Here is a 25341-nt window from a genome sequence, read left to right on the forward strand (position 1 = left end):
GGGCCGCTTTGCCGCGGGTCCGGGTTGATCGACAAGTTATATGCGGCGAAGCACTTCATAGCGTTCCTGCACAAAGCCATTTTCACTTACATCAGCACTGATCAACCGAAGCGTCTGTTCCTTTTCACCATGATGAAACAGAGGAATTCCCCTTCCCAGCAAAATGGGAATTCGAGTAATGGTCAGCTCGTTTATCAAACCCGTATTGAGAAAACGCTGAATAGTAATGCCGCCATCAATATACAGGTGGTTAAAGCCTTGCGTTCCTAACTTTTCAACGATCTCGTCTGGCGAACCGGAGCATAAACTGACCTTCCCTTCAAGTTCACCCGGAATGGCCACCCCGCGGCTTGAAAGCACAATCACAGGCTTGCCTTCGTAAGGCCAGAATCCAAACGACAGCGCTTTCTCAAAGGTATATCTCCCCATGACGATCCCGTCGACGGTCGAGATGAAGTCGTCGTAGGAAAGCCCATTCAACTTCGCTTCCGCGTAGTCCGGATGATGCAGCCATTCGATATCTCCATCAGGCCGAGCGATAAAGCCATCAACGCTTGCCGCTATATACACGGAACACTTCATAATGCACCTGCTCCAAATCGCACATAACCGGATCTATACGCCGCGGCGTGAGTGGCGCCTGTATTCCGCAGGGTTTCAAACACGATTGCACCATCTGTTCGGGACACCATGGCAAGCACCTTCCTCGCGCCGCCAAGATATTATCTGATCTCCTGCATGGCCAGCCTGAAATGTCCGCCAGGACTAACTTCTCGCTGTAGTCAGCGCCAATCGTCGATTACGTAGACACCAGATCGGTTATAGCCAGTTTGATTGTTCCTTTGCATGACGACGCCCTGGATCTGAGCACGAAAGCCTCGTGTGAGCATCTGTCTATATGCTTCATGCCGAGCAGTATTGACCCCAGCAGCGAGACGCACAAGTCCCTTCTGAGAAGCCATTGCTTCACATGCCTCGAGCAGATTGCCGAAGTGCTGTTCAACCATTGGTCCGGGTCTTGCAATCCCGAACTTGATGTAACAGGTCCCACTTCCCGCTTCGGTGCCGGGACCAAAGTGGCAAACAGCGACCGCCGCAAGGCCGGTATCATCAAACAGGAGTACCGTCTCGCCCAAGTTTGCACGCGCGCCGGCAAGAACCTCTGACCTGACATCCAGCCCCGCATAGATCTCGTCCGTCAAGTCACGGAAGGCCTGCAGCACCTCGTCCCGCTTGTCTTCCGCGATCTCCGAGAATGTTGTCCACCTCAGATCAGTTGATTCAAGTTCGACACGTTTTGCCATCACCATAGTGAGAAATTGCGGCCAGAATCCGAACTTCTGATAGAGGCCGTGGTGTTTCGCGCTGTTGGGGAAGGTGAAAAGCCCGGCATGAGTAATATTCCACTCGTCAAAGCGCGCGATTACTGGTTCGATGAGGCGAGAGCCTACCTTGCAATCCCAAATGTCCGGATGCGTTGTCAGCGGGCCGAAAAACCCGACGCTGCCCCAGTTCGTGGCAAAGTTCGATCCGACGAGCTTGCCGTCCACTTCGGCTGCAAACGCATTGCCGGGATTGGCGTGCCAGCGCGAATGCACGTAGTTTGCATCTCCCAAGAAATCGGCAGGATTCGGAAGGCCAATGAAGGTACCGAATGCCAGCCGCATGATGTGGTCCGCAGCCTGAAGATCTTTCTCTTCGAGGGGACGAATCGAGATGCTTGCCTGTATTGTTGCCTGCCATGATTGAGAGTCTTTCATACTTATTCCCTTCCTATTGCGTGAATCGCTGGCGCTGAGAAGGAGGTTCGCGTCTTGCGACGATGCGAGCGCGGATTCTTTGGGTTGCTTCATCAGCCCAGGCCTGGTATCCCTGATGTTCAACGGAGATCCGACACAGCGATCGGTGCAGGAGCTTTCCTGCCCCCGACGCTGGTTCCAACCGGCATACAGGGCGTCAGCTGTTGTCGAGTTGCCATTCCCAAACATCACCATCTTCTGGATGATGGACTGTGCCGATACGTTTGAACCCCAATTTCTTGAGGATCCAGGCCGAAGCGTTCGTTTCAGGCAGGGTTTGCGCCTTCACCTGCGTCACACCGTGCTGCTCGGTCAACGCGATCAAGTTCCGAGCCATCCGCGTTGCGACGCCCCTTCCCTCGAATCCGGGAAATGTGAAGTACGCAATCTCGACGCGCCCTGATACAGGCGGCGTCTTAAATGCACAAGTACCCACCAGCATGCCGTTCTCCTCGGCCAGATAGCCCGCCCATGGCATCTCAGGAATACCCTCCGGATACAGGGACAAGGTGGCAATACACAGTCCCGAGAGGAAGTCCGAATCCTTCACCTCAGGACGCGACGCGACTTCTGCAGTAATTGGAATAAGCTTCATTTTTATCGAAGTACCTCATGGGGTAGTTCTTATACCGCAATCTACCGTACGAAGCCGGCGGCACATAGCAGCGCCGGGTCATTGTCGGCCGTGTGGCTGGCGTTGCCGTTGAGCAGGCCGCCAAGCAGCCAATCGGCCTTCCACGGCGCCAGTGAGCGCAATTGATTGTGGGGCGAACCCGCTGGCGCGGCGATGCTTCACCAGCCGGCCTCTCACCTCGGTGACGGTCAGCAACGGTGCTGCCTCCTCCGAGATACTGCCCCCTGCAGCATTCTGCACATATCCGGTGGCACCGACTAATAGCATGCGCCCCTCCTTGCAGCGGAGCGATATCCAGAATGACGTCGCCGTGGTCAACGTGTACCGGAAGGGCCCGCTGGACCAAGGGCGCGTTGGACGGGACGGCAGACAGATAGCCAGTCCAACCGGAACCGTCAGGGGACCGCCCGGTTCATCATTCTGAAAGAATGTAAATTGGCGTTGCATGATAACCAATTCTGGCCAGCTATTTGTCGCAAATGTGTCGCGAATTTGTGGGTAAAGATCCGTTGAGCCAATCATTTGAACAAGTACGATAAATAAGAGGGAATGCTTCAGCAGTAACAAGGTGCGAGCAGGGCAAGAACAGCTTTAATCCCGACATCGGCCGACTGCTTCGGCAATTGCCACCATATGGCCACAGGACGAATAGTGGAGAACGAGGATCCTGATCGTATTCGTTCCTTCGGTGAATGGCCGGCAATAGGGTCAGGGAGGGAAATCATTTCTGCTGCGGCGACGCGGTGGCGGCCAGGACCAGCATGGCGCCCAGCAGCGCGAAATTCTTCAGGAAGTGGTTGAGCTGTTCTGCCGATGCTTCGCCGGACACGGCCCAGAACTGGTGGAACAGTAGTGTTGCCGGGACCAGAAAGGCCGCGAATGCCACGGCGACCATGCGCGTGCGAATGCCTGCGGCGAGTGCAAAGCCGCCCCCGATCTCGAGGGCCAGGGTCGCGACAAGCAAGGCGGATGCGAAGGGCAGACCGCTGGAAGACATCCAGGCGGCGGTGTCCGAAAACGATGCAGCCTTCAGGATGCCCGAGACGATGAAAAGGCTGGCGATGCCAATGCGGCCGACGGTGTATTGCAATGTGGATTGATGTGCCATGGTTTCCTCCAGGCGGTAATTGAACTCGGGGATGGGCCGGCCCTTCCGGCACGTAGCCTTCGGGATCGCCGGCGCAAGCAGTGAAAACATCTTAGGCGTTCCGAAAACGATGATAAATACATAAAATGGCCTTCTTTGTTCCATTTACAGGACAAACCTCATGATTGTCGATGCGCAAGATCTGGTGCTTTTCGCCTGCGTGGCCGAGACGGAGAGCTTCACTGAAGCGGCGGAACGGCTCGGCATGCCGAAATCCACCTTGTCGCGTCGATTATCGGAACTGGAGACCCGGCTTGGTGAGCGCCTTCTCGTCCGCACCACGCGCCGTCTGACGGTTACCGATTTCGGTCGCCTGGTAATGGCGCATGGCCAGTCGATCGCCGCCGAAGCCGAGGCCGCATCCGTCCTCGCGCAAAGCCGCCAGACGCGTCCAACCGGGCGCCTGCGCGTAACGATGCCAAGCGACTTTGCAAACCTGTTGCTGGCCTCCTTCCTGACGCGCTTCTCGGCGCAGCACCCGGGCATCACGCTGGAACTCGACCTTTCTCCGCGCATCATCGATCTCGTTGCCGAAGGCTACGACCTTGCGATTCGCATGGGCGAGCTTGCCGATGACGCGATGCTGGTGGCGCGGCCGCTCGTACGACTGAGCACGGCGTTGTATGCATCTCCAGCTTACGTGGCGCGCAAGGGTTTGCCGGCCACGCCGGAAGCGTTGCAGGCACACGATGGCGTCCACCTGCATGCACACGGCAGTGATGCGGCGGCATGGGAGTTGCGCCGTGGGGCAGAACGGGTGAAATGCGCGCCGGGCGTGCGCGTGCTGATCAATTCGCCGGAGCTGATCCTGCGCATGACCCTCGAGGGCGCAGGTATCGCACCGATCGATGACTACATGGCCCAACCGCATCTGGCGTCCGGACGCCTGGTCCGGGTACTACCGAAGTGGAGTCTTGCACCGGTGCAGGCCTGGGTGGTTACGCCGGGACGCAAACTGCTGCCGTCGCGAACGCGAGCGTTCATGCTGGCGCTGGAAGCTGAATTCGCCGCGAGGCGGTAGTTCGCCGATGCAGGCGGCAGGCAGTGCGTGCTAAAGCGCGCGGAAACACATCGCTGCCTGGGCAGCTGCAAGGTTCTGGGTCTCAAGGGCCGGATGTGTGCGATGCCGGCCTTTAGCGCCGAGATGATCCATTCCATACGGTAATCACTGGATTTCCTGGCGTCCTATCTATCTCACGGCAGGGGAAAAAACATCCTGCGCCCGCGAAACCTCCTCCCGGAGCGGGAAGCGACGGGGCTGGTCAGGGCGGGATGGACTGCCGCGCACTTGACGACCGATGTGCGACGCAGCGATGCCTCCGAGAGTGCAGCTTTCCGTCCTTGTGGCAGCGTGCCCGCCAACTCTACAATGGCAATGCCGGCGACACCCCTTCGCCCGATCCTGCTTTGTCAGCTCAACGGTTCCGATGACCATTCCTACGACGCAATACGCGAAAAGCGGAGCCCACCGCATCGCTTACCAGGTGATTGGAAAGGGACCAATCGATATCGTGCTCGTCCCCGGATTCGTATCGAATGTAGACCTGCAATGGGAGCATTCCGGATTCCAGCGCCTGCTTGAAAATATTGCAAGCTTTGCCCGGCTCGTCGTCTTTGACAAGCGAGGAACGGGCTTGAGCGACAGAGTGCCGAGCAATGCGCTGCCGACGCTCGAGGCGCGGATGGATGACGTCCGCGCGGTCATGGATGCGGCAGGGATGAAAAGCGCCGCGCTGATCGGCGTGTCCGAAGGCGGGCCGATGAGCATGCTGTTCGCCGCGACCTACCCGCATCGCACGCGCGCGCTGGTCCTGTACGGCACCTACTCCCGGTTCCACCCGGACGTGCTCGACCGTACCGGGCTGGCCAGCTACCTCGAGGCCATGGAGAACGGCTGGGGCACGGGCGCAAGCCTGCGCTATTTCGCGCCCAGCCTCAGCGACGACGAACGCATGGTCGGCTGGTGGGCGCGCTACGAACGCCACTCGGCGAGCCCGACCGCCGCCGTCTCGCTGGTAAGAATGAACGCCGAAATCAACGTCGGCGACCTTCTGGCATCGATCCGGGTTCCCACGCTGATCCTTCATCGACGCGACGATACCCGCGTGTCCGCATCTTCCGGCCGCCGCCTGGCCGAAAGCATCGGCGGCGCGCGGTATGTGGAACTGGAGGGGCGCGACCACCTGTTCTTCGCCGGCGACGTCGACGCCCTCACGAGCGAAATCCAGGAATTCGTAACCGGTAACCGCCCTGCGTCCAGCGACAAGACCGTGCTCGTCACGGTCATGGCGGCAGCAATCAAGGATCCGGTCGCCATGGCGATCAAGTGGGGCGACGCCGAGTGGGAACGCAAACTCGCCGACCTCCGGCAGCGAGCGGGCAGCGCAATTTCCTCGAACCGCGGCGTGCCGTTCTTCTCCTCCAATGAAGAAATCTACGGCTGGTTCGATGGTCCGGCGCGTGCCGTGCAATGCGCGGCCACCTTGCTGCAGGACGCGGCGGAACATGGCGTCCCGCTTGCATGCGGCGTCCACATCGGAGAAGCCGAAAAGCGCGGCGACAAAGTCAGCGGCGTAACGGTGCAGCTCGCACGCCAACTCGCCCTCAGCGCCACCACGCCGCAAGTGCTGGTCACCGGCGTGGTGCGGGATCTTACTGTCGGAGCCGGCCTGAGCTATACGGACTCCAGGACGACACTGGAACTCGACAACCGTCAGATTCCCGTCTTCACGGCAGGCAGTGCCGGCCCCGCTGCCAGCGGCACCGAGGAACTGAGGACGAAGTTCGCATCGCTGAGCGCGCGCGAAAAGGAAGTTCTCACGCTGATCTCGCTCGGCCTGACCAATGCCATGATCGCTGACCGGCTCCATCTCAGCGAGCACACGGTCAAGCGCCACGTCGCCAACATCCTGTTGAAGCTCGACCTGTCCAACCGGGCCGCCGCAGCCGCCGTAATGAGCATGCTCGGCGCCTGAACGGCTCGCCTCGCCAGAGCCCTCCCCCTCCCGCTAGCAGAAAGAGCCATTGCGAAATGGCTCTTTCTGTGGATGCCCGCCGGCCCACGATTCCGTATCGTTTGTTCCAACGGGCGGACTCATTCCCTGCCCCGCACCACCGGCACCTACTCTCCAATCTGCAACAGTTTCCGCATAGAGGCATTGCAATGGAAACAAGCACCATTCTCTCGCTGGCGGCGTTTGCCGCGCTCATTACCGCAACGCCCGGGCCCAACACCGTGATGCTGGCGGCTTCCGGCCTGGCGTTCGGCGTGCGACGCTCGCTGCCGCAATTCGCAGGCATCCTGATCGGCTTCGCACTCCTGCTGGCCGCCATTGCCGCCGGACTGCAAGCCATGGTCCTTGCCGAACCACGCATTCTCTGGCTGCTGCGGTTGGTCGGCACCGTCTACCTCCTTGGGCTGGCACGCAAACTCTGGAACGCCGCAAGCACGACCGAGGCAGCATGCGCGGCGCCGATGCCGCTCGCGCATGCGCTGGTATTCCAGTTCGTCAACCCGAAGGCATGGCTGATTGCGATTACTGTCGTCACCGCGGTTGCGGAAAGCGCGACAAGCCATGCGGCCCAGGCCGTCCTCTGCATCTTGTTCATGCTCTTTTCCGCACCCGTCCTGTTCGCGTGGGTGTTGTTCGGCGCAGCCATTCGGCATGCGCTGCGCAATCCGCTCGCGCTGCGGCGAATCAACCGCTGCGTCTCGATCCTGACTGCGACAACCATCTTTATGCTTTGGAAGTAAGCCCCCCTGTTCAACTGCTTGAGAGGACCATCATGAGTACCGGTACCGCTACCGCCACGCCAGCCCGCATCCTCGACATCGGCTTCGGATTCTGGCCATCCAAGACACTGCTCAGCGCCGTCGAAATCGGCCTCTTTACCGTGCTCGGAAAACGATGCATGACAGGAAAGGCGCTGGAAGACGCACTCCGTCTGCATCCGCGGGCCACCCCGGACTTCTTCGACGCCCTGGTTGCGTTGAAGCTGCTGGAACGCGACGGCGAAGGCGCGGCCGCGCGCTACCGCAACACCAGCGAAGCCGCGCACTTCCTGGACCGCGACAGCGCGTCCTATATCGGCGGAATTCTGGAGATGGCCAACGCAAGGCTCTATCCCTTCTGGGGCGACTTGACGGAGGCGCTGCGGACCGGGCGTCCGCAAAACGAAGTGAAGCACAGCGGCAAGCCGATGTTCGAGGAGCTGTATCGTGATCCCAAACGCCTGGAACAGTTCATGGACGCGATGAGCGGAATCTCGCTCGCGAACTTTCAGGCATTTGCAAGCAAGTTCGATTTTTCCGGATACAAAACCCTTTGCGACGTCGGCGGCGCCACCGGTCAGCTATCGCTCATTGTGGCGCGCGAACACGAGCATATGCGCTGCACCACGGCCGACCTGCAGGTCGTGACGCCGATCGCCACGCGAAAGATCGCTGCTGCGGACCTGGACGACCGCGTGAAGGCGGTTTCCGTCGATTTCCTCGCTGAGCCCTTGCCGCGCGCCGACGTCATCACCATGGGGATGATCCTGCATGACTGGAATCTCGACAAGAAGATGCATCTGATCCGCGCCGCCTACGACGCCTTGCCTGAAGGCGGCGCCTTCGTCGCGATCGAGAACCTGATCGACGACGCGCGCCGCGAGAATGCCTTTGGCCTGATGATGTCCCTGAACATGCTCATCGAATTCGGCGACGCCTTCGACTTCACCGGCCGGGATTTTGAAGGATGGTGCCGCAGCACCGGCTTCCGGAAGGTGGAGATCATCCCGCTGGCTGGAGCGGCAAGCGCAGCGGTTGCCTACAAATGAAGTCGGGTTGCGGCAGGATAGCGAGCGGGAAGCGGCATTGACGGGCGGGCACAGTTCGAGATGGGGCGCCCCTCCCATCTCGAACCGGTGCGGCACAAATGTGCCCGCACAAAGGCGGCGGACCTCTCGCCACTGTCTCATCCCGTCTTCAAGGCAACCAGGCTTTTGCCCCTTCCGGCAGTTTCCAGAACTGCATCATGCTGACGTGGCCTACCCAGTGCCCGTCCTTATTCGGCATTTTGCCGGGCGAGACAAAATCCTCCTATCCATGTCAACCTATGCAAGCTCGATGGACCAGCACTGACGGTTGCGCTCGAGCGAACGGTCGAGCTCGTCGGCGCGGATGCCATCCTCCGATATCACGCAATCGATCCGTTCCGGAAATGCGAACTGCACCGCCAGCCGGGCGCGTTGTCCGGCGCGCAGGCGCACACTGCTGCAGAGGTCGGCGTGCCCGGCGACATCGAGCGGCATGTCGGAACGGATGAGCAGGCCCTGGTTGCTGCCGATGGCGGTGTAGAGGCTGTCCCCGTGGCGCACCATGCGCGGGACGATTTCGCCATAGTCGAATCGCGGGCACACCTGCACCCGCATTTCCACCTCGCCGGCCAGGCCTTCCACAATCCGCACGAGGTCGTAGTGCGGATTTTCCGGGGTGTCCATGGCGAGAAAGTCGGTCAGGCGGACCGTGCCGTGTTCGGTCCGGAAGTACGTTTCCAGGATCATCGTGCCGGCGACGTATTGCCGTTCCGAAGTGTATGGTCCCGCCGGCGCGATGCTGCAGTGCCCGCCCTTGTCCCAGTCCAGCAGCCGGCCGAAGCTGGAGTCGTCGTCGAAGCACGGCATGCAGCACCAGTCGACCGAGCCCTGCTTCGAAACCAGCGCGCTGCAGTGGCAATCGCTGAGCAGCCCGTAGTCGGCGATCGCAGGATACCGGTCGTCGGTCATCGTCGTCAGGCGCGCGCATGACGCGGCACATGGAGAGGAACACGCAGCCGCGCAATCCTGTCCCAGCTGCCGAAATGCGCGGCAATGCGTCCGGGCGGAATCGCCATGAAGACCAGGGCAATGCCGAACAACACGGATGCGACCGCCGCCACCCCGGCGTATCCGCCAATGATCCAGGGGGACGCCAGCAGCCAGAGGCCAAAGCCGATATTGACGAAGCGCAGCGGGCGCGCGACCTCGCCCCAGGCCATGATCGAGAACGTCACCACCAGGGAACCGACGATATGGTCGTTATTGGCGGCGGCGCCGGCGGTATCGAACAGCAGCCGGGTGCACATCAGCACGACGCCGACGGCCGTGCTGGCCAGCAGCGTCCACGGTGCGCTGACACCGGTAATGAACATCTCCCGCAGGATGGCACCCGGCGAGGACTCAAAATTGTCCGCATAGTCCGCGCTGCCCCCGGCGACCGTATCGCCGCGCAACAGCAGGTACCACAATGGCCGGCCCTGCCTGCGGCGCGCCTTCAGGAACTGCAGCGTGGCAAGGATCTCGTCGAAGGAATACGGGATCTGCAGCAGCATGGCCAGCGCGCCGACCAGGCACAGCGTGCACCATGTGCCGATCACGATGGGCTGGATGATGATGAAGAACACGCTGACCGCGCCCAGGGGAACGATCAGGATGCCGAATGCCAGCACCAGCCACGGCATGGTCCGCCAGCGGCGCTTGTCGCCGATGATGCCGGTAAGGATTTCGAGCACATATACCGTGGCGCCCAGGCCGGCATCGGCCACCGGCCACGCCTCCGAGACCGAAGAGGTGACGATGCGCTCGGTGCCATCGCCGAAGAACGGATCCCAGGCAGCCTCGATGTGGCCGAGCTGAAACGCGGCCAGATAGCGCGAGATGAACAGGCCGACGAAGGCGAGGATGATGATCGGCAGCCGGTTGGTCCAGCCCGATGGCGTGTAGTCCCATCCGGGCGGCGTGTCCGGTCCCGACACGCGTGCAATCGGGTTGATGCCGGGCGCCGACGGAATCGCCACGGCGAATACGATGACCAGCGCGCCGACCAGCGTATCGTTCGCATAGGCCGCCGCGCTCGGCGTCCAGAACAGCAATGGCGCAAACAACAGCCACAGGCCGAGGCCGGATACGGTCCATCGCGCCCAGCCGGCGTCCCGCGACAGCGACACCAAGGCGAACAGGACGATCAGCGCGCCGGTCGCCACCTCGCTCAGCGTCATCCAGGTGTCGGAGTAGGCCAGGCCGCGGCCGGTCGGAGTGATCGGCGTGCCCGGCACCATCCAGTTCTGCGCCAGTCCGAACACAAAGGGACTGCTCATCAGCCACAGCCCGAGCGCCACGTTGGCGAAATGGCACCACAACGTCTGCTGGTGCTCGAAGCGGTCCAGCGCATGGTACTCCGCAATCTCCGCCGGGCTGGGTGTCGTTTCGTCACGCGTTTCCTCCATCCATAGCGGCAGCGGAATCTTGTTGCGCTTGTACCAGGCTGCAGGGTCATGGCGCAATTCGCCCACCATCAGGGGCAGCGCGCGCCGCAGGCTGTGTTGCGGACGCCAGTCAAGCAGGCGTTCCGCGCGCGAGATGTCCAGTTCGTAGTGGTCGTCGGCGAGATCGACCATGAAGGGCTTGATGAAGGGCTCGATGCCGCGGTCGATCGCGTCCGGGATCACGTCTTCCATCTTGTCCTGCAGCCATGCGCCGGTGGTCGCCACCGGTTTGGGAATCCGGCGTGTCTCCCAGGACTGGCCGTGCACGAGACGGCCGATCAGGTTCTGCAGCGCCTCATAGCTTTCCGTCACCGGTTCGCCGATCAACAATGCCGTTTCTTCCGGCAGCCGCGCGCGCCGGTCCACCGCGGCGCGCACCGCGCCGGCGACGTCTTCGACGTGGACAAACGCTTGCCCGTGGGTCGGGTCGCCGGGGAATACGCGGCTGAGCATCTGCCGTTCGTAAATGCGCTGGATCTGGTTTGCGAGCGACGGCACTTCGCACTGGTCCGTGTAGACTCCGGCAATGCGCAGGATCAGCGCGGGAATATGGCCGCGTTCTCCGGCGACCATGCGCTCGGCATCCAGTTTCGACTGGGGATAGGGCCAGGCAGGCGCGAGCGGCGAGTCTTCGTTGATCGGCTGTCCGGGCTCGGTAGGCGCATGGACCAGCATGGTGCTGGCATAGATGAACTGTTCGACGTCGAAGGACTGCAGGGCCCGCAGCAGGCGGCGTGTGCCCTTGACGTTGACTTCGTCGTACATCGGATGCGGTTCACCCGAGAAATCATAAAAGGCCGCGAGATGGATGACGGACGCAATCCGGTTGCCGTAACGTTGGCGGAGATCATGGCATCCGCTGGCAAGCGCCTCGTCCGAGGTAATGTCGACAGAGATGCAGTGATCGCCCTTGCACTTGCGCTCGAAGCCGACAACCGTGTACTTATCCTCCAGCGCGGCCGCGATCACACTGCCGATGCGCCCTTCGGCGCCGGTAATCAACACGACGGGTTTCTGGGAAGCCATTCTGTCCTCCTGCTGTCGATCACACGGGCCGCAGGCAGAATGCATGCCATTTTGATCGAATGCAGCGCCAGGGAAAGCCGGCACGGCCGCTGTTTCCTTGCTTCATTCGTTTTGCACAAATGTTCCACTCGTTTGCAAGAATTACAGCGTTGCCGCAGCCCCGCGCCGCGCTCGAGTGCCGGAGCGGTGCGCAACGCCGATCGAAGGGAAAACCAAAGCGCGCCCCTTAGCCTTGCCGCCCGTCATTGCGGGAATCGCCTCTACCGCTGGACCGGCCGGAATGCCCTTTCTTCACCCACATTCCCAAGTTCTGCAAGCTGGTCGCGGGCTGCGGTTTCGAGCGTGTCATCGAGCACGTCTGCGGGAACGGCCGGCAGAAGTTTCTGCAGCTCGGCTTCGGGCATCAGCCGGTTCCAGTCCGGGTCCCACTGGCCATAGACCTGCGTGACCATTTTCCAGATCGAACCCTGGGTTGTACTCAGCGTCATGACATCCTCCGTCCAGAACAGTCAGCGTTAGACACCCGTCATCCGCCCGGGTTTGATATTGCCGCTCTGACAGAGCGGACGCCGAGGAGCCGCCTGATGCACTCAGCCTTCCTCATCGAGGATCGCTCCGGCTACGCCTATCACCCGGGCAGCCAGCCGCGCCCCTGCCTTCGCGGCCTCGCCGGGAGATGCGCCGCCGAGCCGGGCGCCGAGATAGGCGGCATTGAACGAATCGCCTGCGGCGGTCGTATCGACCGGATCGACCTTTTCCGCGGGCACGGCCAGTATCCGGTTCATCACGGAAGTTTGCACCAGGCACCCTTCCTTGCCCAGCTTCACGACAACCTCCCCGGGGCCGCCGGCGAGGGTGCGCGCGACCGTATCGGCTGCGGATGCATCTCCATGCAGCAGCGCTTCATCGTCGAACGTGACGAGCGCGTGCGTCGCCACGGCGAGCGCGGAATGGCTCCAATGACGCGCGTCCTCCCTGCCCTGCCACAAACCGGGCCGATAGTTGCTGTCGAAGCCCACCCACCCGCCATTGGCCTTCACCGAAGCAGCCAGTGCGAGCAGCCGCCCGCGCCTGTCATCATCCAGGATCGCGAGGCTGATTCCCGAGAAATAGAACAGGCCGCAGGCGGCGACGCGCGAACGGAGCATGTCGAGATGCGCCGGATCGAGCATCTGGCGCGCGGCGGACTCGGTGCGCCAGTAAAGGAACGACCGCTCTCCGTGCTGCGAAACTTCGATCAGATAGAGGCCGGGCGGTCTGGCGCCGGCGGTTCCGACGTACCCGACGTCGAGGCCGTGCCTGCCTGCCTGCGCGAGCAGCGCCCGGCTCATGTTGTCCGTGCCGGCCGCGGTGACGAAACAGGTGCGGCGGGACGGTGCTGACCGGTGGAAATAGACCGCGGTGTTGTAGACGTCGCCGGCGAACGATTGGCGCAACAGGTCTTCGCCCGCCCGCCGAAGTTCGATCATGCATTCTCCGATAAACCAGCATTCGTTCGCATTCATCTGCTTTTACCCGGTGATATCGCGTCAGCAAGCCGCCCGGCATGGCCGGCCTCAGCGCCGGACTTCAACGCCATGCCAGAACGCGACGAATCCGGCAATCTGGCGCGCGGCCTCAAACGGTGCGCGGTATGTCCATGCCGCGTCCTTGTTGACCTTGCCGTCGATCACCACGTCGTAGTAGTTGGCATTGCCCTTCCAATGGCAGACCGTCACCCTGTCGCTTGGTTGCAGGCACTCCCGGCGGACGGCGCGCATCGGGAAGTAGACATTCCCTTCTACGATCTCGACCGCCTCGTCCGGGGCGTCGGCGATCACGGTTCCGTTCCATGTTGCCGTTGGCATGGCTTCTCCTTTACTGCATCCCTTGTTAAGTTCCCGGCGCCGTTGTGCCTCTCGATGAAGCGCCGGTCGATCCGCTGCTTCCAGCGCCATACCCAGCCGCCCTGCCATCCGAGCACGCTCCAGGACGCGACCGCGTGGCTGGCGCCGGTGCCGATCAATACCAGGTGACGGCGTTGCGGTTGAAAGGTTTCCAGCGGCCTGCCTTCGGCAACGGCGAACAGGTTGCGCGCCAGCACCGGCCCCATCCGCACCGCGTACACGCCGGCTTTCGGCAGTTGCGGCTCCCAAGCGGCGCAGTCCCCTGCCGCAAAGATCGCGGGATGCGAGCGCGACCGCAACGTGCGGTCCACGCGGATGAATCCCTTGACGTCCACCTCCAGTCCGCTTTCCTTCGGCCAGGCATGCGCCTGCGCCCCGGTCGCCCACAGCACCGCGTCGGTCCGGATGGTTTCGCCGGAATCGCTGATCACGCGGCCGTGTTCCATCCGATCGGCTGAAAAGCCAAAGTGGATGGCGATGCCGCGTTGTTCGAGTTGCTTTTGCAGCAGGCGCGCGGCGATACGCGATTGCCCGGGGATCAGCTCCGCGCCTTGCGTGGCCAGAGAAAACCGGAGATTCCGTCCCGGCGCGAGCCGGGTCAGCCTGTACTGCGCGGCAAGCACGCTTTCGACGCCGGCGGCGCCGCCGCCGATCATCAGCAGGCGGAATGGCGCACCGCCGGGCAAGCGCGCGACGATGTCGAGAAGCTGGTTCCAGCGCTGCTTGAGGTGATCGAGCGGCCGCATCGGCAGCGTCAGGAGGCCCTCTGCCGCCGGCGGATGCGAGGTGGAGCCGATATCCAGCGACAGATAGTCGAAATCGAGCCGGCGCCCGCTTGCCAGCATCACTTGCGAGCGCGCGGTGTCGATGCCGGTTGCGGTGTCCAGCACGAGCGTCGCACCGGAGCGCTCGCACAAACGCGCAAAATCAACGCAGCATTCGTCCCAGTCGTAGTGGCCGGCGAGCCAGCCGGGCATCATGCCGGAGTAAGGCGCGGTGTGGTGCGGCGATACGAGCACGATGTGCAGACGGCCGGCGTCGCGGCGGCGCCTGGCCTGCTCCCGTATCACCTCGGCGTGCGCGTGCCCTGCGCCGACAAGCACAAGTCGCGTCATCGCGGCGCCGCCTCCCTCGGGAGGAATTCGATATCGCCGTACCAGGCGGTTGCGCGTTCTCCGGTATTGTCGGTGTCCGTGGCCAGCGCGACTGCCACCACCGCCGGCGGCTCTTCGCCGAACGCCGCCCGGAAATCGGCGGCCAGGTCGCGCGTCTCGGTAAGCCATTGCCCCGCCCGCTCGCCTCCGCTGCGGACCACGATCATGCGGGCACGGTCGGTATAGGTGTTGGGCTGGAGGGTGCCGACCGGCTGCCGGTTATCCCACACATAGTTCAGCGCGGCAGTCGGTATCTTCTGGCCGTAGACGGATTCGGCCAGCCTGATTCCGGCGCGGGTGCCGAAGGGAAGCCTGTCGAACGGATAATCGAACACCACATAGATGCGCGCGGCATAGTCGTCCCCCGCCCTCGTCCGCATATCCGAAGTCTGGAGCGGCGCCGCGATTTTCCAGCGCCAGCGCAGCAAGGGGTAGCGCTGCACGTCGACACGAATGACGTGAAGCAGCCCGGACATCGCCGACTCGGCCTGCGCCTTCAGCACGGTGTGGCCGCCCTCGCGTACCAGCGTGTACTGCGTGTCGTTGGCCTTGGGCGCGGGTTTCAGCGCTTCCCAGCCAAGAACCGGACCGCCCGGGGGCATGGCGGAAAAGCGCGGGACCTCCGGCCCGGCACTCGCAATGATTGTCGTCGTCAGCCCCGTGAAGATGGCGGCTGCACGCAGATAGCCGGTCATCATCCCAGCCATCCCGTCGGCACATGCACAAGATCCTGCGCTTCGTCTACGTCATGCATCAGGGGGAGCTCGGCGGCCGCAATGCCGAGCCGCGCGATCCGCTCGCGGGTGCGCGCCATCACCGCGCCTGTGCTCCATGGGATATCCTGGAACAAGGCGGGAAGCGGCGCGGCCAATCCGACGAGGACGTAGCCGCCGTCCGACGCGGGTGCGAATACCGCCTGCTTTGTCCGTAACAGGCGCGCCGCATGCCGCAGCACCTGCGGATGCAGGGTCGGGCAGTCGGTTCCGATCACGATCGCGCGCGGGTGAACGGCAAGTTGCCGCGCAAGCGCGCGGCACATCCGCTCGCCCAGGTCGCCCTCCCCCTGCGCAGTCAATCCGAGACCGTGCCGCGCCGCCTCGTCCCGGACGACAGCGCTGGTCTGGTCAGGCGTGCAGCACAATTCCACCGGCCCCGCGCCGGCGGCAACCGCCGAGGACAGGGTTTCGCGGAGCATGCGCAGGGCCAGGCGGGCTGCACCTTCGGCGCCGAGCGCGGGAATCAGGCGCGTCTTGGCATGCCCGGGTACCGGATCCTTCGCGAAAACAATGATCGCGCAGTCGTCCTTCATCGGTAGGCCCTCGCAAGGCTGGCCGTATCGGTTCCCATCCAGTAGCGCAGGCGCAGCGACCACATCAGGAAGATCGTGCGCCACACGCCCCTGCTTTCCCAGCGCCGTCCGGACGTTGTTACCTTCTCCTTCAGGCAGAGCGGTCGCGACCGCAGCTTCAGGCGAGCCGACAGTTCAATGTCTTCCATCAAGGGCTGCTCCGGGAAACCCCCGACCGCGCAAAAGTCTTCCCGTCTCACGAAGATGGCCTGGTCCCCGGTTGCGATGCCGCTCAGCCGGGAACGCAGGTTCATGCAGGCGGCGACGACGCGCAGCATCGCGGGCTTGCCCGCAATGCGGACATCGAAGCGGCCCCAGGCGTGCCGGCCGGCCCGCAAACCGTCCATGACAAGCGCCGCGCCCTGCTCCGGCAAAATCGTGTCGGCATGCAGGAACAGCAAGACCTCCGCACTGGCCGCGGCGGCGCCGGCGTTCATCTGCGTCGCACGGCCCGCAGCGGCATGCAGCACCTTGTCGGCAAGCGGCATGGCCAGCGCAACCGTGTCGTCCATGCTGCCGCCGTCCACGACAATGACTTCGATGCTTGCGCCATGCGTAGATCGCTGCGCACGCAGCCGGCGCAGCGTGTGCTGAATCGCGGCCGCCTCGTTGAGCACCGGAATGACGATGGAGAGTGTGGCCATGCTCACGATTTTCCTCCCGCGGCATCGGGAATCTTTTCTCCGCCGGCGCGCAAGACGCCTTCCCCGCGCCGCCAGCCGTGGTACTTCTCGACCCACTGCAGCAGGCGCTGCGGCGCGTGCCGGCGCCGCCACTCGCCGGCCGCATACTTGTTTGCCTCCGACAAAGTCGGGTAGCTGTGCACTGTGCCGAGTATTTTGTTCAAACCCAGGCCGTGCTTCATCGCAAGAACAAATTCCGCGAGCAGTTCTCCGGCGTGCTCGCCAACGATGGTGACGCCGAGAATCCTGTCCTTGCCGGGCGCGGTCAACACTTTGACAAAGCCGTTCGCAGCGTCGTCCGCAATTGCCCGGTCGAGGTCGGCAAGGTCGTACTTCGTCACCTCGTACGCTAACTGCTGTTCCTTTGCATCCTGCTCGGAGACGCCGACGTGCGCCACCTCGGGCGAGGTGAACGTCGTGCGGGGAATGGCGCGGTAATCCGCCTTGAACCGCTTGAACTGCCCGAACAGCGCATTGACCGCGGCATACCATGCCTGATGCGACGCGGTATGGGTGAACTGGTAGGGGCCGGCCACGTCGCCGCACGCATAAATGTTCGGGTACAGGGTCTGCAACGTGGCATCAGTTTCGATGGTCTTGCGCGCGGTCAGCGGAATTCCCAGTTCTTCGAGGCCATAACCTTCCGTCCGGGGAACGCGCCCCACCGCGCACAGCAGCACATCGAATTCGATCGCCTTCTCCGCCTGCCCGGCGTTTACCTTCCCGTCATCGACGCGGCGCACCACAAGGCGCCTGCTGTCGCCTTCCCGTTCGCAGCGGATGGCTTCATGCCCGGTCAGGATCTGCACGCCGTCGGCGCGCATCGAGCGCATCACGTATTCCGCTGCCTCGCTGTCCTCGCGGCTCAGAATCCGGCTTCCGCGTTCGATCTGCGTGACTTGCGAACCGAGGGATGCGAACGCCTGCGCCAGCTCGCATCCGATCGGCCCGCCGCCCAGCACCACCAGCCGCGCCGGCAAGGCCGTCAGCGACCAGAGCGTGTCGGACGTGACGTAACCCGTTTCCTCCAGCCCGGGAATCGGCGGGACGATCGGTTGCGCCCCGGCCGCGATGACGATCGCCCGGGTGGCAATCCGGCGCCCGTTGACGTCCACTTCCCACGGCGAGACGATCGTGGCGCGTCCTTGCACGACCTCGACGCCGAGCCGCGTATAGCGCTCCACGGAATCGTGCGGCTCGACTTGCCGGATGACGCGATGGACGCGCGCCATCACCTCGGCAAAATTCAGATCCAGCTGCGCCGTCGCGATGCCGAGGGAAGCCGCGTTCCTCGCGTCCCGCACGAAGCGCGCCGACCTGATCAGAGCCTTGGACGGCACGCAACCGTAATTGAGGCAATCGCCGCCCATCTTGCCGCCCTCGATGAGGGTCACCTTCGCCTTTACAGCGGCCGCGATGTAACTGGTGACCAGCCCTCCGGCGCCGGCGCCGATCACAACCAGGTTCCGGTCGAAAGCCGCAGGTTTCTTCCACCGGCGATAGAGCCGCCGGCTTTGGTAAATATCCAGCATCTTTTTCGCAATGAGCGGAAACACGCCAAGCAGCACGAAGGAGCCGATCAGGCCGGCGGAAAGCACATCCTGCAGGCGGTCGATCTGGCCGAGCTGTACGCCGGCGTTCACATAGACCACGGTGCCGGCCAGCATGCCGAGCTGGCTCACCCAGTAGTAGGTCCGGGTCCGCATGCCGGTCAAGCCCATGAGCAGGTTGACCGCGAAGAAAGGAAACAGCGGCACCAGCCGCAGGGACAGCAGGTAGAAGATGCCGTCGCGTTCGATCCCCGCATTGATCGCGTCGAACTGCTTGCGGAACCGGGCCGTTACCCAGTCGCGCAGCACATGCCGCGACGCGAGAAAGGCGAGGGTCGCCCCCGCGGCGGACGCGAAAGACACGACCACGGTGCCGAGCCAGAGGCCGAACAGCGCGCCGCCCGCGAGGGTCACCACCGCGGCGCCCGGAATCGACAAGGCCGTGACCAGCACATAGATCGCGAAATACGCCATGACCGCCGCGGCCGGTTGTTGCGCATAGTAGGCCTGGAACGCCTGCCGGCTCTGCTTGAGGTACTGCAGGTTCAGGTACTGGCCCGGGTCGAGGAAAAAATAGAGCCCGATCGCGGCGGCGAACAAGGCCAGCACAATCGGCTTTTTGTATTTCATTTCCTTGCCCTCTGCACGCCGGGCCGCTTATGCGACCAGTGCGCCGCCACAACTGCTGCCCTGCCCCGCGGTGCAGCCGTAGCAGTGGTTCGCAATCGTAATCGGCATCCCTTCGACATCCATGCCGAGCAGGTCGCGCAGGTGCAAGCGCGGCGCGCCGCGCCCGTGCATGTTCATTCCGAGCATCTGGTTGAAGTCGCAGTCGTAGAGAAACCCCTGCCAATCCACGCTGACGAGGTTGCGGCACATGACGGCGTCAAGGTTGCCCGCGCTGAAGTTGTCCTTCAAGAGCTTCATGTAGCCCTGGAACTGACCGTTGGAGACAAGCATGCTGCCGAAACGCTGGATCGGCATGTTGGCCAGCACATAGAGCTGGTTGAACGCGATGCCGAAATGTTCGGCCAGTTCCCGCTTGTAGTCTGCCTGCAGCTTCTGCTGGGCTGGAGGAAGGTAAGGTCCCAGAGGGTTGTAGACCAGGCTTAACCGCAGCGCGCCTTCTTCCCTGCCGTAGCCGAGCGAATTCAGCTTGCGCAAGGCGGCGATGCTTTTCTCGAAGACGCCTTCGCCACGCTGGCGGTCGACGTTTGAAGGGGTATAACAGGGAAGCGAAGCCGTGACCTCCACCTGCTGTTCGGCCAGGAATGCCGCCAGATCTTCATGGCCCGGTTCGAACAGGATCGTCAGGTTGCACCGGTCGATCACGCGTACGCCCTGCTTCCTGGCCTGCCGCACCAGATCGCGGAAATGCCGGTTCAGCTCGGGCGCCCCGCCGGTGAGGTCGAGCGTGGACAAGCGGCGGTCGTGCAACACGCGAAGTACGAGCGCAATCGTATCCGCATCCATCATTTCCTTGCGGTTCGGCCCGGCGTTGACATGGCAGTGCTGGCAGGTCTGATTGCACTTGTAGCCGAGGTTGACCTGAAGCGTGTCGAGGGTCTTGCGGCGGATCGGCGGGAAGTCCGTCTGTTTCAGGAGCGGAAAAGTCGCATGCATCACAGGCTTTCAAGGCAGTCGTCCTACGTTATTCGGAAACGGGCCCGTTTCCTTACACGGAATTGGCCCACGATGGAATTGGCCCAACCCGCGGCCTGTTCAACGTTGCAGGACTTTCAACCAGGATCGCTGCCGGTCGCTCAGTACATGCTCTGGCGTAAGCAAGGCATGCGCCAGAGCGCCGCGGATTTCCGGCTCTTCCGGGGGCAGATTGCCGGCAAAGAGTGCGAGCAGCAAGGATTGGGCCTTCTGGAGGCTTTGGCGGTACAGGGCAAAGATGGAGTTCGCTGTCACGTGCATGGACGGGTCTTCCATCCAGCAGTCGTAGTCGGTGGCAATACCGATCGTGGCGTAGCAGATCTGCGCCTCGCGCGCGAGAAAGACTTCCGGGATATTGGTCATCCCGACCAGGTCGCAGCCGGCCATGCGCAGGAAATGGCTTTCGGCGCGGGTCCCTAGCCTCGGTCCCTCGACGCAGGCATAGGTCATGCCGGCATGAAGGCGGATATCCAGCTTGCGCGCGTGCCCGGCAATCCATTCCACCATGTTGTTGCTGACCGGTTTGGCAGCGGAAATATGCGCGGCGATGCCTTCGCCAAAGAAGGTGGAGGGACGCCTTCCCCTGGTCCAGTCGAAATACTGGGTGGGAACCGCCAGGTCGCCCGGCGCGATCTCTTCGCGCAGGCTCCCCACTGCCGAAATACCGATGATCTGCGTCGCGCCCAGCGATTTCAGCGCGAAGACGTTGGCGCGGTAATTGATCTCGTGCGGCAGATGCTGGTGCCCGGTGCCGTGCCGCGCAAGGAACAGCATCTCCCGGCCGCTTATCGCGCCTCTGACGACCGCCGATGACGGTTCGCCGAAAGGCGTGTCCACTCGCAAGGTTTCCAGCACTTCCATTCCATCCATCTGGTACACCCCGGTTCCGCCTATGATTGCCAGCATGCGTGACTCCTGTGGTTTTCGTCGGTTGATGATCCGCTAGTGACCCTGCCAGTCATTGCACGCAGTCGGTTCCGGTTTCCTTACTGGCATTGATTTCCATCAAACCGAAAGCGCACCCGGCGTTCGCCATCGCGAAGGTATCGCTCGCGCTCATCTTCCCCTCCGAGGTCTTGAAGGTGGTTTCCGGCAGGTGGCGTCGGCCTCGCGCCAGGCCAACAGGGAATCCGCGCCGGCGGGCGCGATCGAAAATTGCCCGGTGCCACGCCGAAAAGCATCGAGGCGCCCGAAGCGTGCGTTCGTCTGGCCGGCTGCGTCTTTATCCGTTTGCATCAGCCGGACCATCACGTCGCGCGGCGCGGAGCTCCTGGCGCAAAGCGGCGATTTCGGCGCGTAATGCATCAAGCTCGCCTTTCGGGGCGGTCCGGACGCTGCTCTCCTCTGCATCCCGGCCGATGAAAAAGGTCGCGATCGTCCCCGTGACATAGCCGAACACGGCAAATGCGTATATCGCGAGAAACAGGCAGAGCGTGCGCCCCTCCGCCGTCTTGGGCCAGGTCTCGCTGCCCATGGTCGTCACGATCATCGCCGTCCACCATAATGCGGTCCAGAAATCGTTCAATCCGCTGCCCGGCGCATCCCGCTCGAAGAACAGCATTCCTGCCGCGCCGGCCAGGGTCACGATGACGGTCAGCGCAAGCACGTAGCCGAATCCACGCCGCTGCATCGTTTTTCCCAAGGCTTTCATGCCCCGGTTGATCGAACTGAGAATGCGTATCAGCTGCACGCTGCGCAGCCTGGCGACAACCCTGAACAGGCGTGCAAAACGCAGCATGCGCAGCGCGGGCAAAAGCAGCGCGACCGCCGTGAACCAGTTCCGCCGGAGGTAGGCCAGCTTGCGGGGCGCCACCACGAAGCGGAGCAGGAAGTCCAGGATGAAAGCGAGCCAGATCAAGGTCACGGCGTTCGCCCCTGCCGGCCCCAATCCCCGGACCAGCTCGACCACCATCAGCCCGAGCCATACGACGCCAAGCAATGCCATCGGCGTTTCCAGCGCCCGCTCCAGCCGATGCAGGATTTGCAGGCGGTTCCTGGCAAGTGCGAAGCCTGCAGTCCGGTTCGCCTTCCCGGTTGCTGGGTCTTTCGCCGAATGTATCTTTCGCGCTTCCACCGCTCCTCGCAGGTTCGACCGGTCGTTGTTATTGGAGCAAAAACAGCTGTTGAAAATCCCTGAAGGTGGATGGCGAGGCGGCGTCGCAGGGTATATGCAGGCCGTCCGCTTCACGCGACGTCAAAAGGGCGTTCTTTACAAAAGACATGTAACTTATATTTGCTCAAAATCGTTTCCCAGCCGCATATGAATGCGGGAAAACAGCCCCCACCTGCGGCGCCTGATTCGAGCTAGCGTGCTGGCATCTGACTTGCAGCCTGCTGCGGTCTGCATCCCGTCCCCGTGCCGGCGGCGGCTGGAACGGGACGACGACGTTCGCTGCTCCCTTGACCAATTTCAGGAAGAACATGATGCGCGGCTATCGTTTTGCCTGCTTCCTTGGCTTGCTTGTCGGCGTGGCGCTCCACGCCGGCGCTGCCGAAAACGCAACAGAATGCCGGCTGGAGAACGGCATGAAGGTCATCGTTAAGGCGGATCATCGTGCGCCGACGGTCGCCCACATGGTCTGGTACAAGGTCGGTTCGATGGACGAGCACAGCGGCATCACCGGCGTGGCGCATGTGCTTGAGCACCTGATGTTCAAGGGAACGAAGAAGCTCAAGTCCGGCGAGTTCAGCAAGCGCGTGGCAGCGCTGGGCGGCCGCGACAATGCGTTCACCAGTCACGATTACACCGCGTACTTCCAGCAGGTGGAAAAGTCGAGGCTGGAACAGGTCATGGCGCTGGAAGCCGACCGCATGTCCAACCTGGTGTTGACCAAGGAGGAATTCGCGCAGGAGATCCGGGTCGTGATGGAAGAACGGCGCTGGAGCACCGACGATCAACCGATCCCACGTCTGCACGAGGCACTTTACGCCACCGCCTTTTTTTCCCATCCGTATCACCATCCGATCATCGGCTGGATGAGCGATCTTCAACACTTGACGGTTGAGGATGCCAGGAACTGGTACAAGCGGTGGTACGTGCCGAACAACGCAACGATGGTCGTCGCCGGCGACGTCGAACCGCGCGCTGTCTGCCGCCTCGCGCGAAAGCATTTCGGCCCGATTCCGCCGCGGGCGCTGCGCGCCGCGCGTCCCCAGGACGAAGCGCCGCAAGCGGGAATAAGGCGCGTGACGGTGAAAGCGCCGGCCGAGAATCCCTATGTCGCGCTGGCGTTCAAGGCGCCCACGCTGCGCGACGTGGAGAAAGACCAGGACGCCTACGCGCTTGAAGTGCTGGCAGCGGTGCTTGGCGGCTACGACAACGCGCGCCTGAATGCGCAGCTCGTGCGCGTGGACCGCGTCGCGAACTCGGCGGAAGTGGAATATGGAAACATTTCGCGCGGCCCCTCCCTTTTCCTGCTCGCGGGCGTCCCGGCCGCGAACGTCACCACCAGCGAGCTGGAAAAGCGTCTGCGCGCCGAAGTCGCCCGCATCGCCAGCGACGGCGTGTCCGAGGAAGAACTAGATCGCGTCAAGACGCAATTGGTCGCCGGCCAGATCTACAAACGCGACTCCACTTTTGGCCAGGCAATGGAAATCGGCGAGATGGAGATGTCGGGCATTTCGCACACCAAGCTGGACCGGATCATCGAAAAACTCGGCCAGGTCAGCGCCGCGCAGGTACAGGCGGTGGCGGGAAAGTATTTCGGCGATGACAGCCTGACGGTGGCAACGCTGGTGCCGCTTCCGCTCACCGAAAAGAAGCCGGCCGCGCCGCTATCGCGGCATTGACAGGCGATGAAACCATTCCAGTCCATCCTGCCGGCGACGATGCTCATCATGAAACTCCTGCTCGTTCTTGTATTCGCCTCTCTCAGCTTTCCGGCGCAGGCCGCGCTCAAGATCCAGGCATGGACGCTGGCCAATGGCGCACGGGTCCTTTTCGTCGAAAGCCGCGCCATTCCGATCCTGGACGTCAGCGTCGAATTCGACGCCGGTTCGCGGCGCGACCCGCCCGGAAAGACAGGCACGGCATCGGTCACCAACGCGATGCTCGCACGCGGCATACAAGAGAGCGCGGGACCGCCGGCGGAACCGGCGATGACCGAGGCACAAATATCCAACGCGTTTGCGGATATCGCCGCGCAGCGGGGCGGAAACGCGGGCAACGACCGCGCCGGCATGACCCTGCGCACGCTATCCTCTCCGCAGCAGCGCGACAAGGCGGTGGCGGTGCTGGGGAGGATACTGGCGCAGCCCAGCTTTCCGCAAAGCCTGCTCGAGCGCGACAAAGCGCGCATCATTGCCGCCATCAAAGAGGAGCTGACCCAGCCGGAGACGATCGCGAACCGCGCATTCTGGCCCCTCCTATACGGCAGACATCCCTACGGCAGCATCCCCACGCCGGAAAGCGTGGCCGCAGTCACCCGCGACGATCTCGTCGCTTTTCACCGCAAGCATTATGTCGCTGACAGGGCCGTCATCTCGATGATCGGTAGCATCACCAGAGACGAAGCCGATCAGATTGCCAGGCGCTTGACCGAACGCCTTCCCCGGGGCGAACCGCTGGAGGCGCTACCTGCGGTGCCGGCGACGGACCGGCAGGAGAAAAGGATTGCCCACCCGGCTTCACAGTCCCACATCCTGATCGGCGCGCCCGCACTCGAGCGCGGCGATCCCGACTACTTTCCGCTCACCGTGGGGAACTACATTCTCGGCGGAGGCGGCTTTGTATCGCGGCTGATGCACGAGGTGCGCGAAAAGCGCGGGCTGGCGTACAGCGTGCACAGCTATTTCCTTCCGCTCGCCCAGCAGGGTCCTTTCGAAGTGAGCATGCAAACCAGCAAGTCGCAGACCAGCGAGGCGCTGCAGGTCGTGCGCGACACCATGTCCGGCTTCATCCGTACCGGCCCGACCGCGGACGAACTGCAGGCGGCGAAAGACAACCTGATCGGCGGATTTGCACTGCGCCTGGACAATAATCTCAAAATTCTGGAGAACATTGCGGTGATCGGCTTCTACAGGCTGCCGCTCGACTACCTGGACACCTGGACCCAGAAGATTGCGCGCGTGACAGCGGCCGACGTCCAGGCGGCCTTTCGCCGGAAAGTCGGGCCGGAACGGCTGGCGACGGTCGTGGTAGGGGCGGAGTAAGCGACACCGACAGGA

The 25341-nt window shown here is 62.8% G+C and carries 23 protein-coding genes; 6 read left to right on the forward strand and 17 right to left on the reverse strand.

The features are described 5' to 3' along the window. Nucleotides 1–36: 36 nt before the first annotated feature. From VEC01_RS14620 to VEC01_RS14635, 4 genes are all read right to left on the reverse strand, one after another. Nucleotides 37–582 carry a dihydrofolate reductase family protein gene (locus tag VEC01_RS14620; RefSeq protein ID WP_324901634.1) on the reverse strand — a complete coding sequence of 182 codons (546 nt, stop codon included), beginning with the start codon at nt 580–582 and terminating at the stop codon, nt 37–39. A gap of 200 nt (nt 583–782) precedes the next feature. Continuing rightward, the gene (locus VEC01_RS14625; protein WP_324901635.1) at nt 783–1853 is read right to left on the reverse strand and encodes a GNAT family N-acetyltransferase; all 1071 of its coding nucleotides are present in this window, start codon (nt 1851–1853) and stop codon (nt 783–785) included. 103 nt (nt 1854–1956) lie between these two features. After that, the gene (locus tag VEC01_RS14630) at nt 1957–2394 is read right to left on the reverse strand and encodes a GNAT family protein (protein ID WP_324901636.1); all 438 of its coding nucleotides are present in this window, start codon (nt 2392–2394) and stop codon (nt 1957–1959) included. A gap of 760 nt (nt 2395–3154) precedes the next feature. Further along, entirely contained in the window at nt 3155–3541 is a 387-nt protein-coding gene (locus tag VEC01_RS14635; RefSeq protein WP_324901637.1) for a DoxX family protein, read from the reverse strand. 160 nt (nt 3542–3701) lie between these two features. On the opposite strand from VEC01_RS14635, the gene VEC01_RS14640 reads away from it, so the two are divergent. The 4 genes from VEC01_RS14640 to VEC01_RS14655 all read left to right on the forward strand — a co-directional run bounded on the left by VEC01_RS14640 (nt 3702) and on the right by VEC01_RS14655 (nt 8401). Further along, a complete protein-coding gene (locus tag VEC01_RS14640) occupies nt 3702–4601 on the forward strand; it encodes a LysR family transcriptional regulator (RefSeq protein WP_324901638.1) in 900 nt (299 codons plus the stop codon). A 406-nt stretch (nt 4602–5007) separates the two neighbouring features. Continuing rightward, on the forward strand, nt 5008–6555 hold the full coding sequence (locus VEC01_RS14645) for an alpha/beta fold hydrolase (RefSeq protein WP_324901639.1): 1548 nt from the start codon (nt 5008–5010) through the stop codon (nt 6553–6555). Nucleotides 6556–6611: 56 nt separating this feature from the next. Then, nucleotides 6612–7334: a LysE family translocator gene (locus VEC01_RS14650; RefSeq protein WP_324901640.1), complete on the forward strand. Its 723-nt coding sequence runs from the start codon at nt 6612–6614 to the stop codon at nt 7332–7334. A gap of 32 nt (nt 7335–7366) precedes the next feature. Next, a complete protein-coding gene (locus VEC01_RS14655; protein ID WP_324901641.1) occupies nt 7367–8401 on the forward strand; it encodes a methyltransferase in 1035 nt (344 codons plus the stop codon). 276 nt (nt 8402–8677) lie between these two features. Here VEC01_RS14655 and VEC01_RS14660 read toward each other — a convergent pair whose 3' ends face one another. The 13 genes from VEC01_RS14660 to VEC01_RS14720 all read right to left on the reverse strand — a co-directional run bounded on the left by VEC01_RS14660 (nt 8678) and on the right by VEC01_RS14720 (nt 22249). Next, nucleotides 8678–9349, reverse strand: a complete 672-nt coding sequence (locus VEC01_RS14660) for a trehalase-like domain-containing protein (protein ID WP_324901642.1) — start codon at nt 9347–9349, stop codon at nt 8678–8680. Between the two features lie 5 nt (nt 9350–9354). Next, the gene (locus VEC01_RS14665) at nt 9355–11892 is read right to left on the reverse strand and encodes an NAD-dependent epimerase/dehydratase family protein (RefSeq protein ID WP_324901643.1); all 2538 of its coding nucleotides are present in this window, start codon (nt 11890–11892) and stop codon (nt 9355–9357) included. A gap of 260 nt (nt 11893–12152) precedes the next feature. Further along, nucleotides 12153–12380, reverse strand: a complete 228-nt coding sequence (locus VEC01_RS14670; protein WP_324901644.1) for a hypothetical protein — start codon at nt 12378–12380, stop codon at nt 12153–12155. Nucleotides 12381–12482: 102 nt separating this feature from the next. Then, nucleotides 12483–13397, reverse strand: coding sequence for a sugar kinase (locus VEC01_RS14675; RefSeq protein WP_324901645.1), 915 nt, complete (start codon nt 13395–13397; stop codon nt 12483–12485). A gap of 51 nt (nt 13398–13448) precedes the next feature. Beyond that, a complete protein-coding gene (locus tag VEC01_RS14680) occupies nt 13449–13739 on the reverse strand; it encodes a DUF427 domain-containing protein (protein ID WP_324901646.1) in 291 nt (96 codons plus the stop codon). Continuing rightward, nucleotides 13709–14893, reverse strand: a complete 1185-nt coding sequence (locus VEC01_RS14685; protein ID WP_324901647.1) for an FAD-dependent oxidoreductase — start codon at nt 14891–14893, stop codon at nt 13709–13711. Before VEC01_RS14685 ends, VEC01_RS14680 begins: the two co-directional genes overlap by 31 nt. Next, nucleotides 14890–15630, reverse strand: a complete 741-nt coding sequence (locus tag VEC01_RS14690) for a DUF3047 domain-containing protein (protein ID WP_324901648.1) — start codon at nt 15628–15630, stop codon at nt 14890–14892. Before VEC01_RS14690 ends, VEC01_RS14685 begins: the two co-directional genes overlap by 4 nt. Next, entirely contained in the window at nt 15627–16241 is a 615-nt protein-coding gene (locus VEC01_RS14695; RefSeq protein WP_324901649.1) for a TIGR04282 family arsenosugar biosynthesis glycosyltransferase, read from the reverse strand. The genes VEC01_RS14690 and VEC01_RS14695 overlap by 4 nt, the downstream gene beginning before the upstream one ends. Further along, nucleotides 16238–16924, reverse strand: coding sequence for a TIGR04283 family arsenosugar biosynthesis glycosyltransferase (locus tag VEC01_RS14700; RefSeq protein WP_324901650.1), 687 nt, complete (start codon nt 16922–16924; stop codon nt 16238–16240). The genes VEC01_RS14695 and VEC01_RS14700 overlap by 4 nt, the downstream gene beginning before the upstream one ends. Before the next feature lie 2 nt (nt 16925–16926). Further along, complete coding sequence (locus VEC01_RS14705) at nt 16927–19143, reverse strand: FAD-dependent oxidoreductase (protein ID WP_324901651.1); 2217 nt, start codon at nt 19141–19143, stop codon at nt 16927–16929. 27 nt (nt 19144–19170) lie between these two features. Further along, nucleotides 19171–20136, reverse strand: a complete 966-nt coding sequence (gene arsS / locus VEC01_RS14710) for an arsenosugar biosynthesis radical SAM (seleno)protein ArsS (protein ID WP_324901652.1) — start codon at nt 20134–20136, stop codon at nt 19171–19173. A 99-nt stretch (nt 20137–20235) separates the two neighbouring features. After that, entirely contained in the window at nt 20236–21081 is an 846-nt protein-coding gene (gene mtnP, locus VEC01_RS14715) for an S-methyl-5'-thioadenosine phosphorylase (RefSeq protein WP_324901653.1), read from the reverse strand. Nucleotides 21082–21397: 316 nt separating this feature from the next. Then, nucleotides 21398–22249 (reverse strand): ion transporter, encoded by an 852-nt coding sequence (locus VEC01_RS14720; RefSeq protein WP_324901654.1) that lies wholly within the window; start codon nt 22247–22249, stop codon nt 21398–21400. 347 nt (nt 22250–22596) lie between these two features. On the opposite strand from VEC01_RS14720, the gene VEC01_RS14725 reads away from it, so the two are divergent. Beyond that, nucleotides 22597–23964, forward strand: coding sequence for a M16 family metallopeptidase (locus VEC01_RS14725; RefSeq protein ID WP_414691452.1), 1368 nt, complete (start codon nt 22597–22599; stop codon nt 23962–23964). A gap of 6 nt (nt 23965–23970) precedes the next feature. Next, nucleotides 23971–25326, forward strand: coding sequence for a M16 family metallopeptidase (locus tag VEC01_RS14730; RefSeq protein ID WP_414691453.1), 1356 nt, complete (start codon nt 23971–23973; stop codon nt 25324–25326). Nucleotides 25327–25341: the final 15 nt, after the last annotated feature.

Origin of the sequence: Noviherbaspirillum sp., from assembly GCF_035627455.1 — a bacterium.
GTDB lineage: Bacteria > Pseudomonadota > Gammaproteobacteria > Burkholderiales > Burkholderiaceae_D > Noviherbaspirillum.

Bases quoted from the DNA above. Each gene is read 5' to 3' on its own strand.
- VEC01_RS14620 (WP_324901634.1), bottom strand. From the start codon at position 582: ATGAAGTGTTCCGTGTATATAGCGGCAAGCGTTGATGGCTTTATCGCT.
- VEC01_RS14625 (WP_324901635.1), bottom strand. From the start codon at position 1,853: ATGAAGCAACCCAAAGAATCCGCGCTCGCATCGTCGCAAGACGCGAAC.
- VEC01_RS14630 (WP_324901636.1), bottom strand. From the start codon at position 2,394: ATGAAGCTTATTCCAATTACTGCAGAAGTCGCGTCGCGTCCTGAGGTG.
- VEC01_RS14635 (WP_324901637.1), bottom strand. From the start codon at position 3,541: ATGGCACATCAATCCACATTGCAATACACCGTCGGCCGCATTGGCATC.
- VEC01_RS14640 (WP_324901638.1), top strand. From the start codon at position 3,702: ATGATTGTCGATGCGCAAGATCTGGTGCTTTTCGCCTGCGTGGCCGAG.
- VEC01_RS14645 (WP_324901639.1), top strand. From the start codon at position 5,008: ATGACCATTCCTACGACGCAATACGCGAAAAGCGGAGCCCACCGCATC.
- VEC01_RS14650 (WP_324901640.1), top strand. From the start codon at position 6,612: ATGGCTCTTTCTGTGGATGCCCGCCGGCCCACGATTCCGTATCGTTTG.
- VEC01_RS14655 (WP_324901641.1), top strand. From the start codon at position 7,367: ATGAGTACCGGTACCGCTACCGCCACGCCAGCCCGCATCCTCGACATC.
- VEC01_RS14660 (WP_324901642.1), bottom strand. From the start codon at position 9,349: ATGACCGACGACCGGTATCCTGCGATCGCCGACTACGGGCTGCTCAGC.
- VEC01_RS14665 (WP_324901643.1), bottom strand. From the start codon at position 11,892: ATGGCTTCCCAGAAACCCGTCGTGTTGATTACCGGCGCCGAAGGGCGC.
- VEC01_RS14670 (WP_324901644.1), bottom strand. From the start codon at position 12,380: ATGACGCTGAGTACAACCCAGGGTTCGATCTGGAAAATGGTCACGCAG.
- VEC01_RS14675 (WP_324901645.1), bottom strand. From the start codon at position 13,397: ATGAATGCGAACGAATGCTGGTTTATCGGAGAATGCATGATCGAACTT.
- VEC01_RS14680 (WP_324901646.1), bottom strand. From the start codon at position 13,739: ATGCCAACGGCAACATGGAACGGAACCGTGATCGCCGACGCCCCGGAC.
- VEC01_RS14685 (WP_324901647.1), bottom strand. From the start codon at position 14,893: ATGACGCGACTTGTGCTTGTCGGCGCAGGGCACGCGCACGCCGAGGTG.
- VEC01_RS14690 (WP_324901648.1), bottom strand. From the start codon at position 15,630: ATGATGACCGGCTATCTGCGTGCAGCCGCCATCTTCACGGGGCTGACG.
- VEC01_RS14695 (WP_324901649.1), bottom strand. From the start codon at position 16,241: ATGAAGGACGACTGCGCGATCATTGTTTTCGCGAAGGATCCGGTACCC.
- VEC01_RS14700 (WP_324901650.1), bottom strand. From the start codon at position 16,924: ATGGCCACACTCTCCATCGTCATTCCGGTGCTCAACGAGGCGGCCGCG.
- VEC01_RS14705 (WP_324901651.1), bottom strand. From the start codon at position 19,143: ATGAAATACAAAAAGCCGATTGTGCTGGCCTTGTTCGCCGCCGCGATC.
- arsS (WP_324901652.1), bottom strand. From the start codon at position 20,136: ATGCATGCGACTTTTCCGCTCCTGAAACAGACGGACTTCCCGCCGATC.
- mtnP (WP_324901653.1), bottom strand. From the start codon at position 21,081: ATGCTGGCAATCATAGGCGGAACCGGGGTGTACCAGATGGATGGAATG.
- VEC01_RS14725 (WP_414691452.1), top strand. From the start codon at position 22,597: ATGATGCGCGGCTATCGTTTTGCCTGCTTCCTTGGCTTGCTTGTCGGC.
- VEC01_RS14730 (WP_414691453.1), top strand. From the start codon at position 23,971: ATGAAACCATTCCAGTCCATCCTGCCGGCGACGATGCTCATCATGAAA.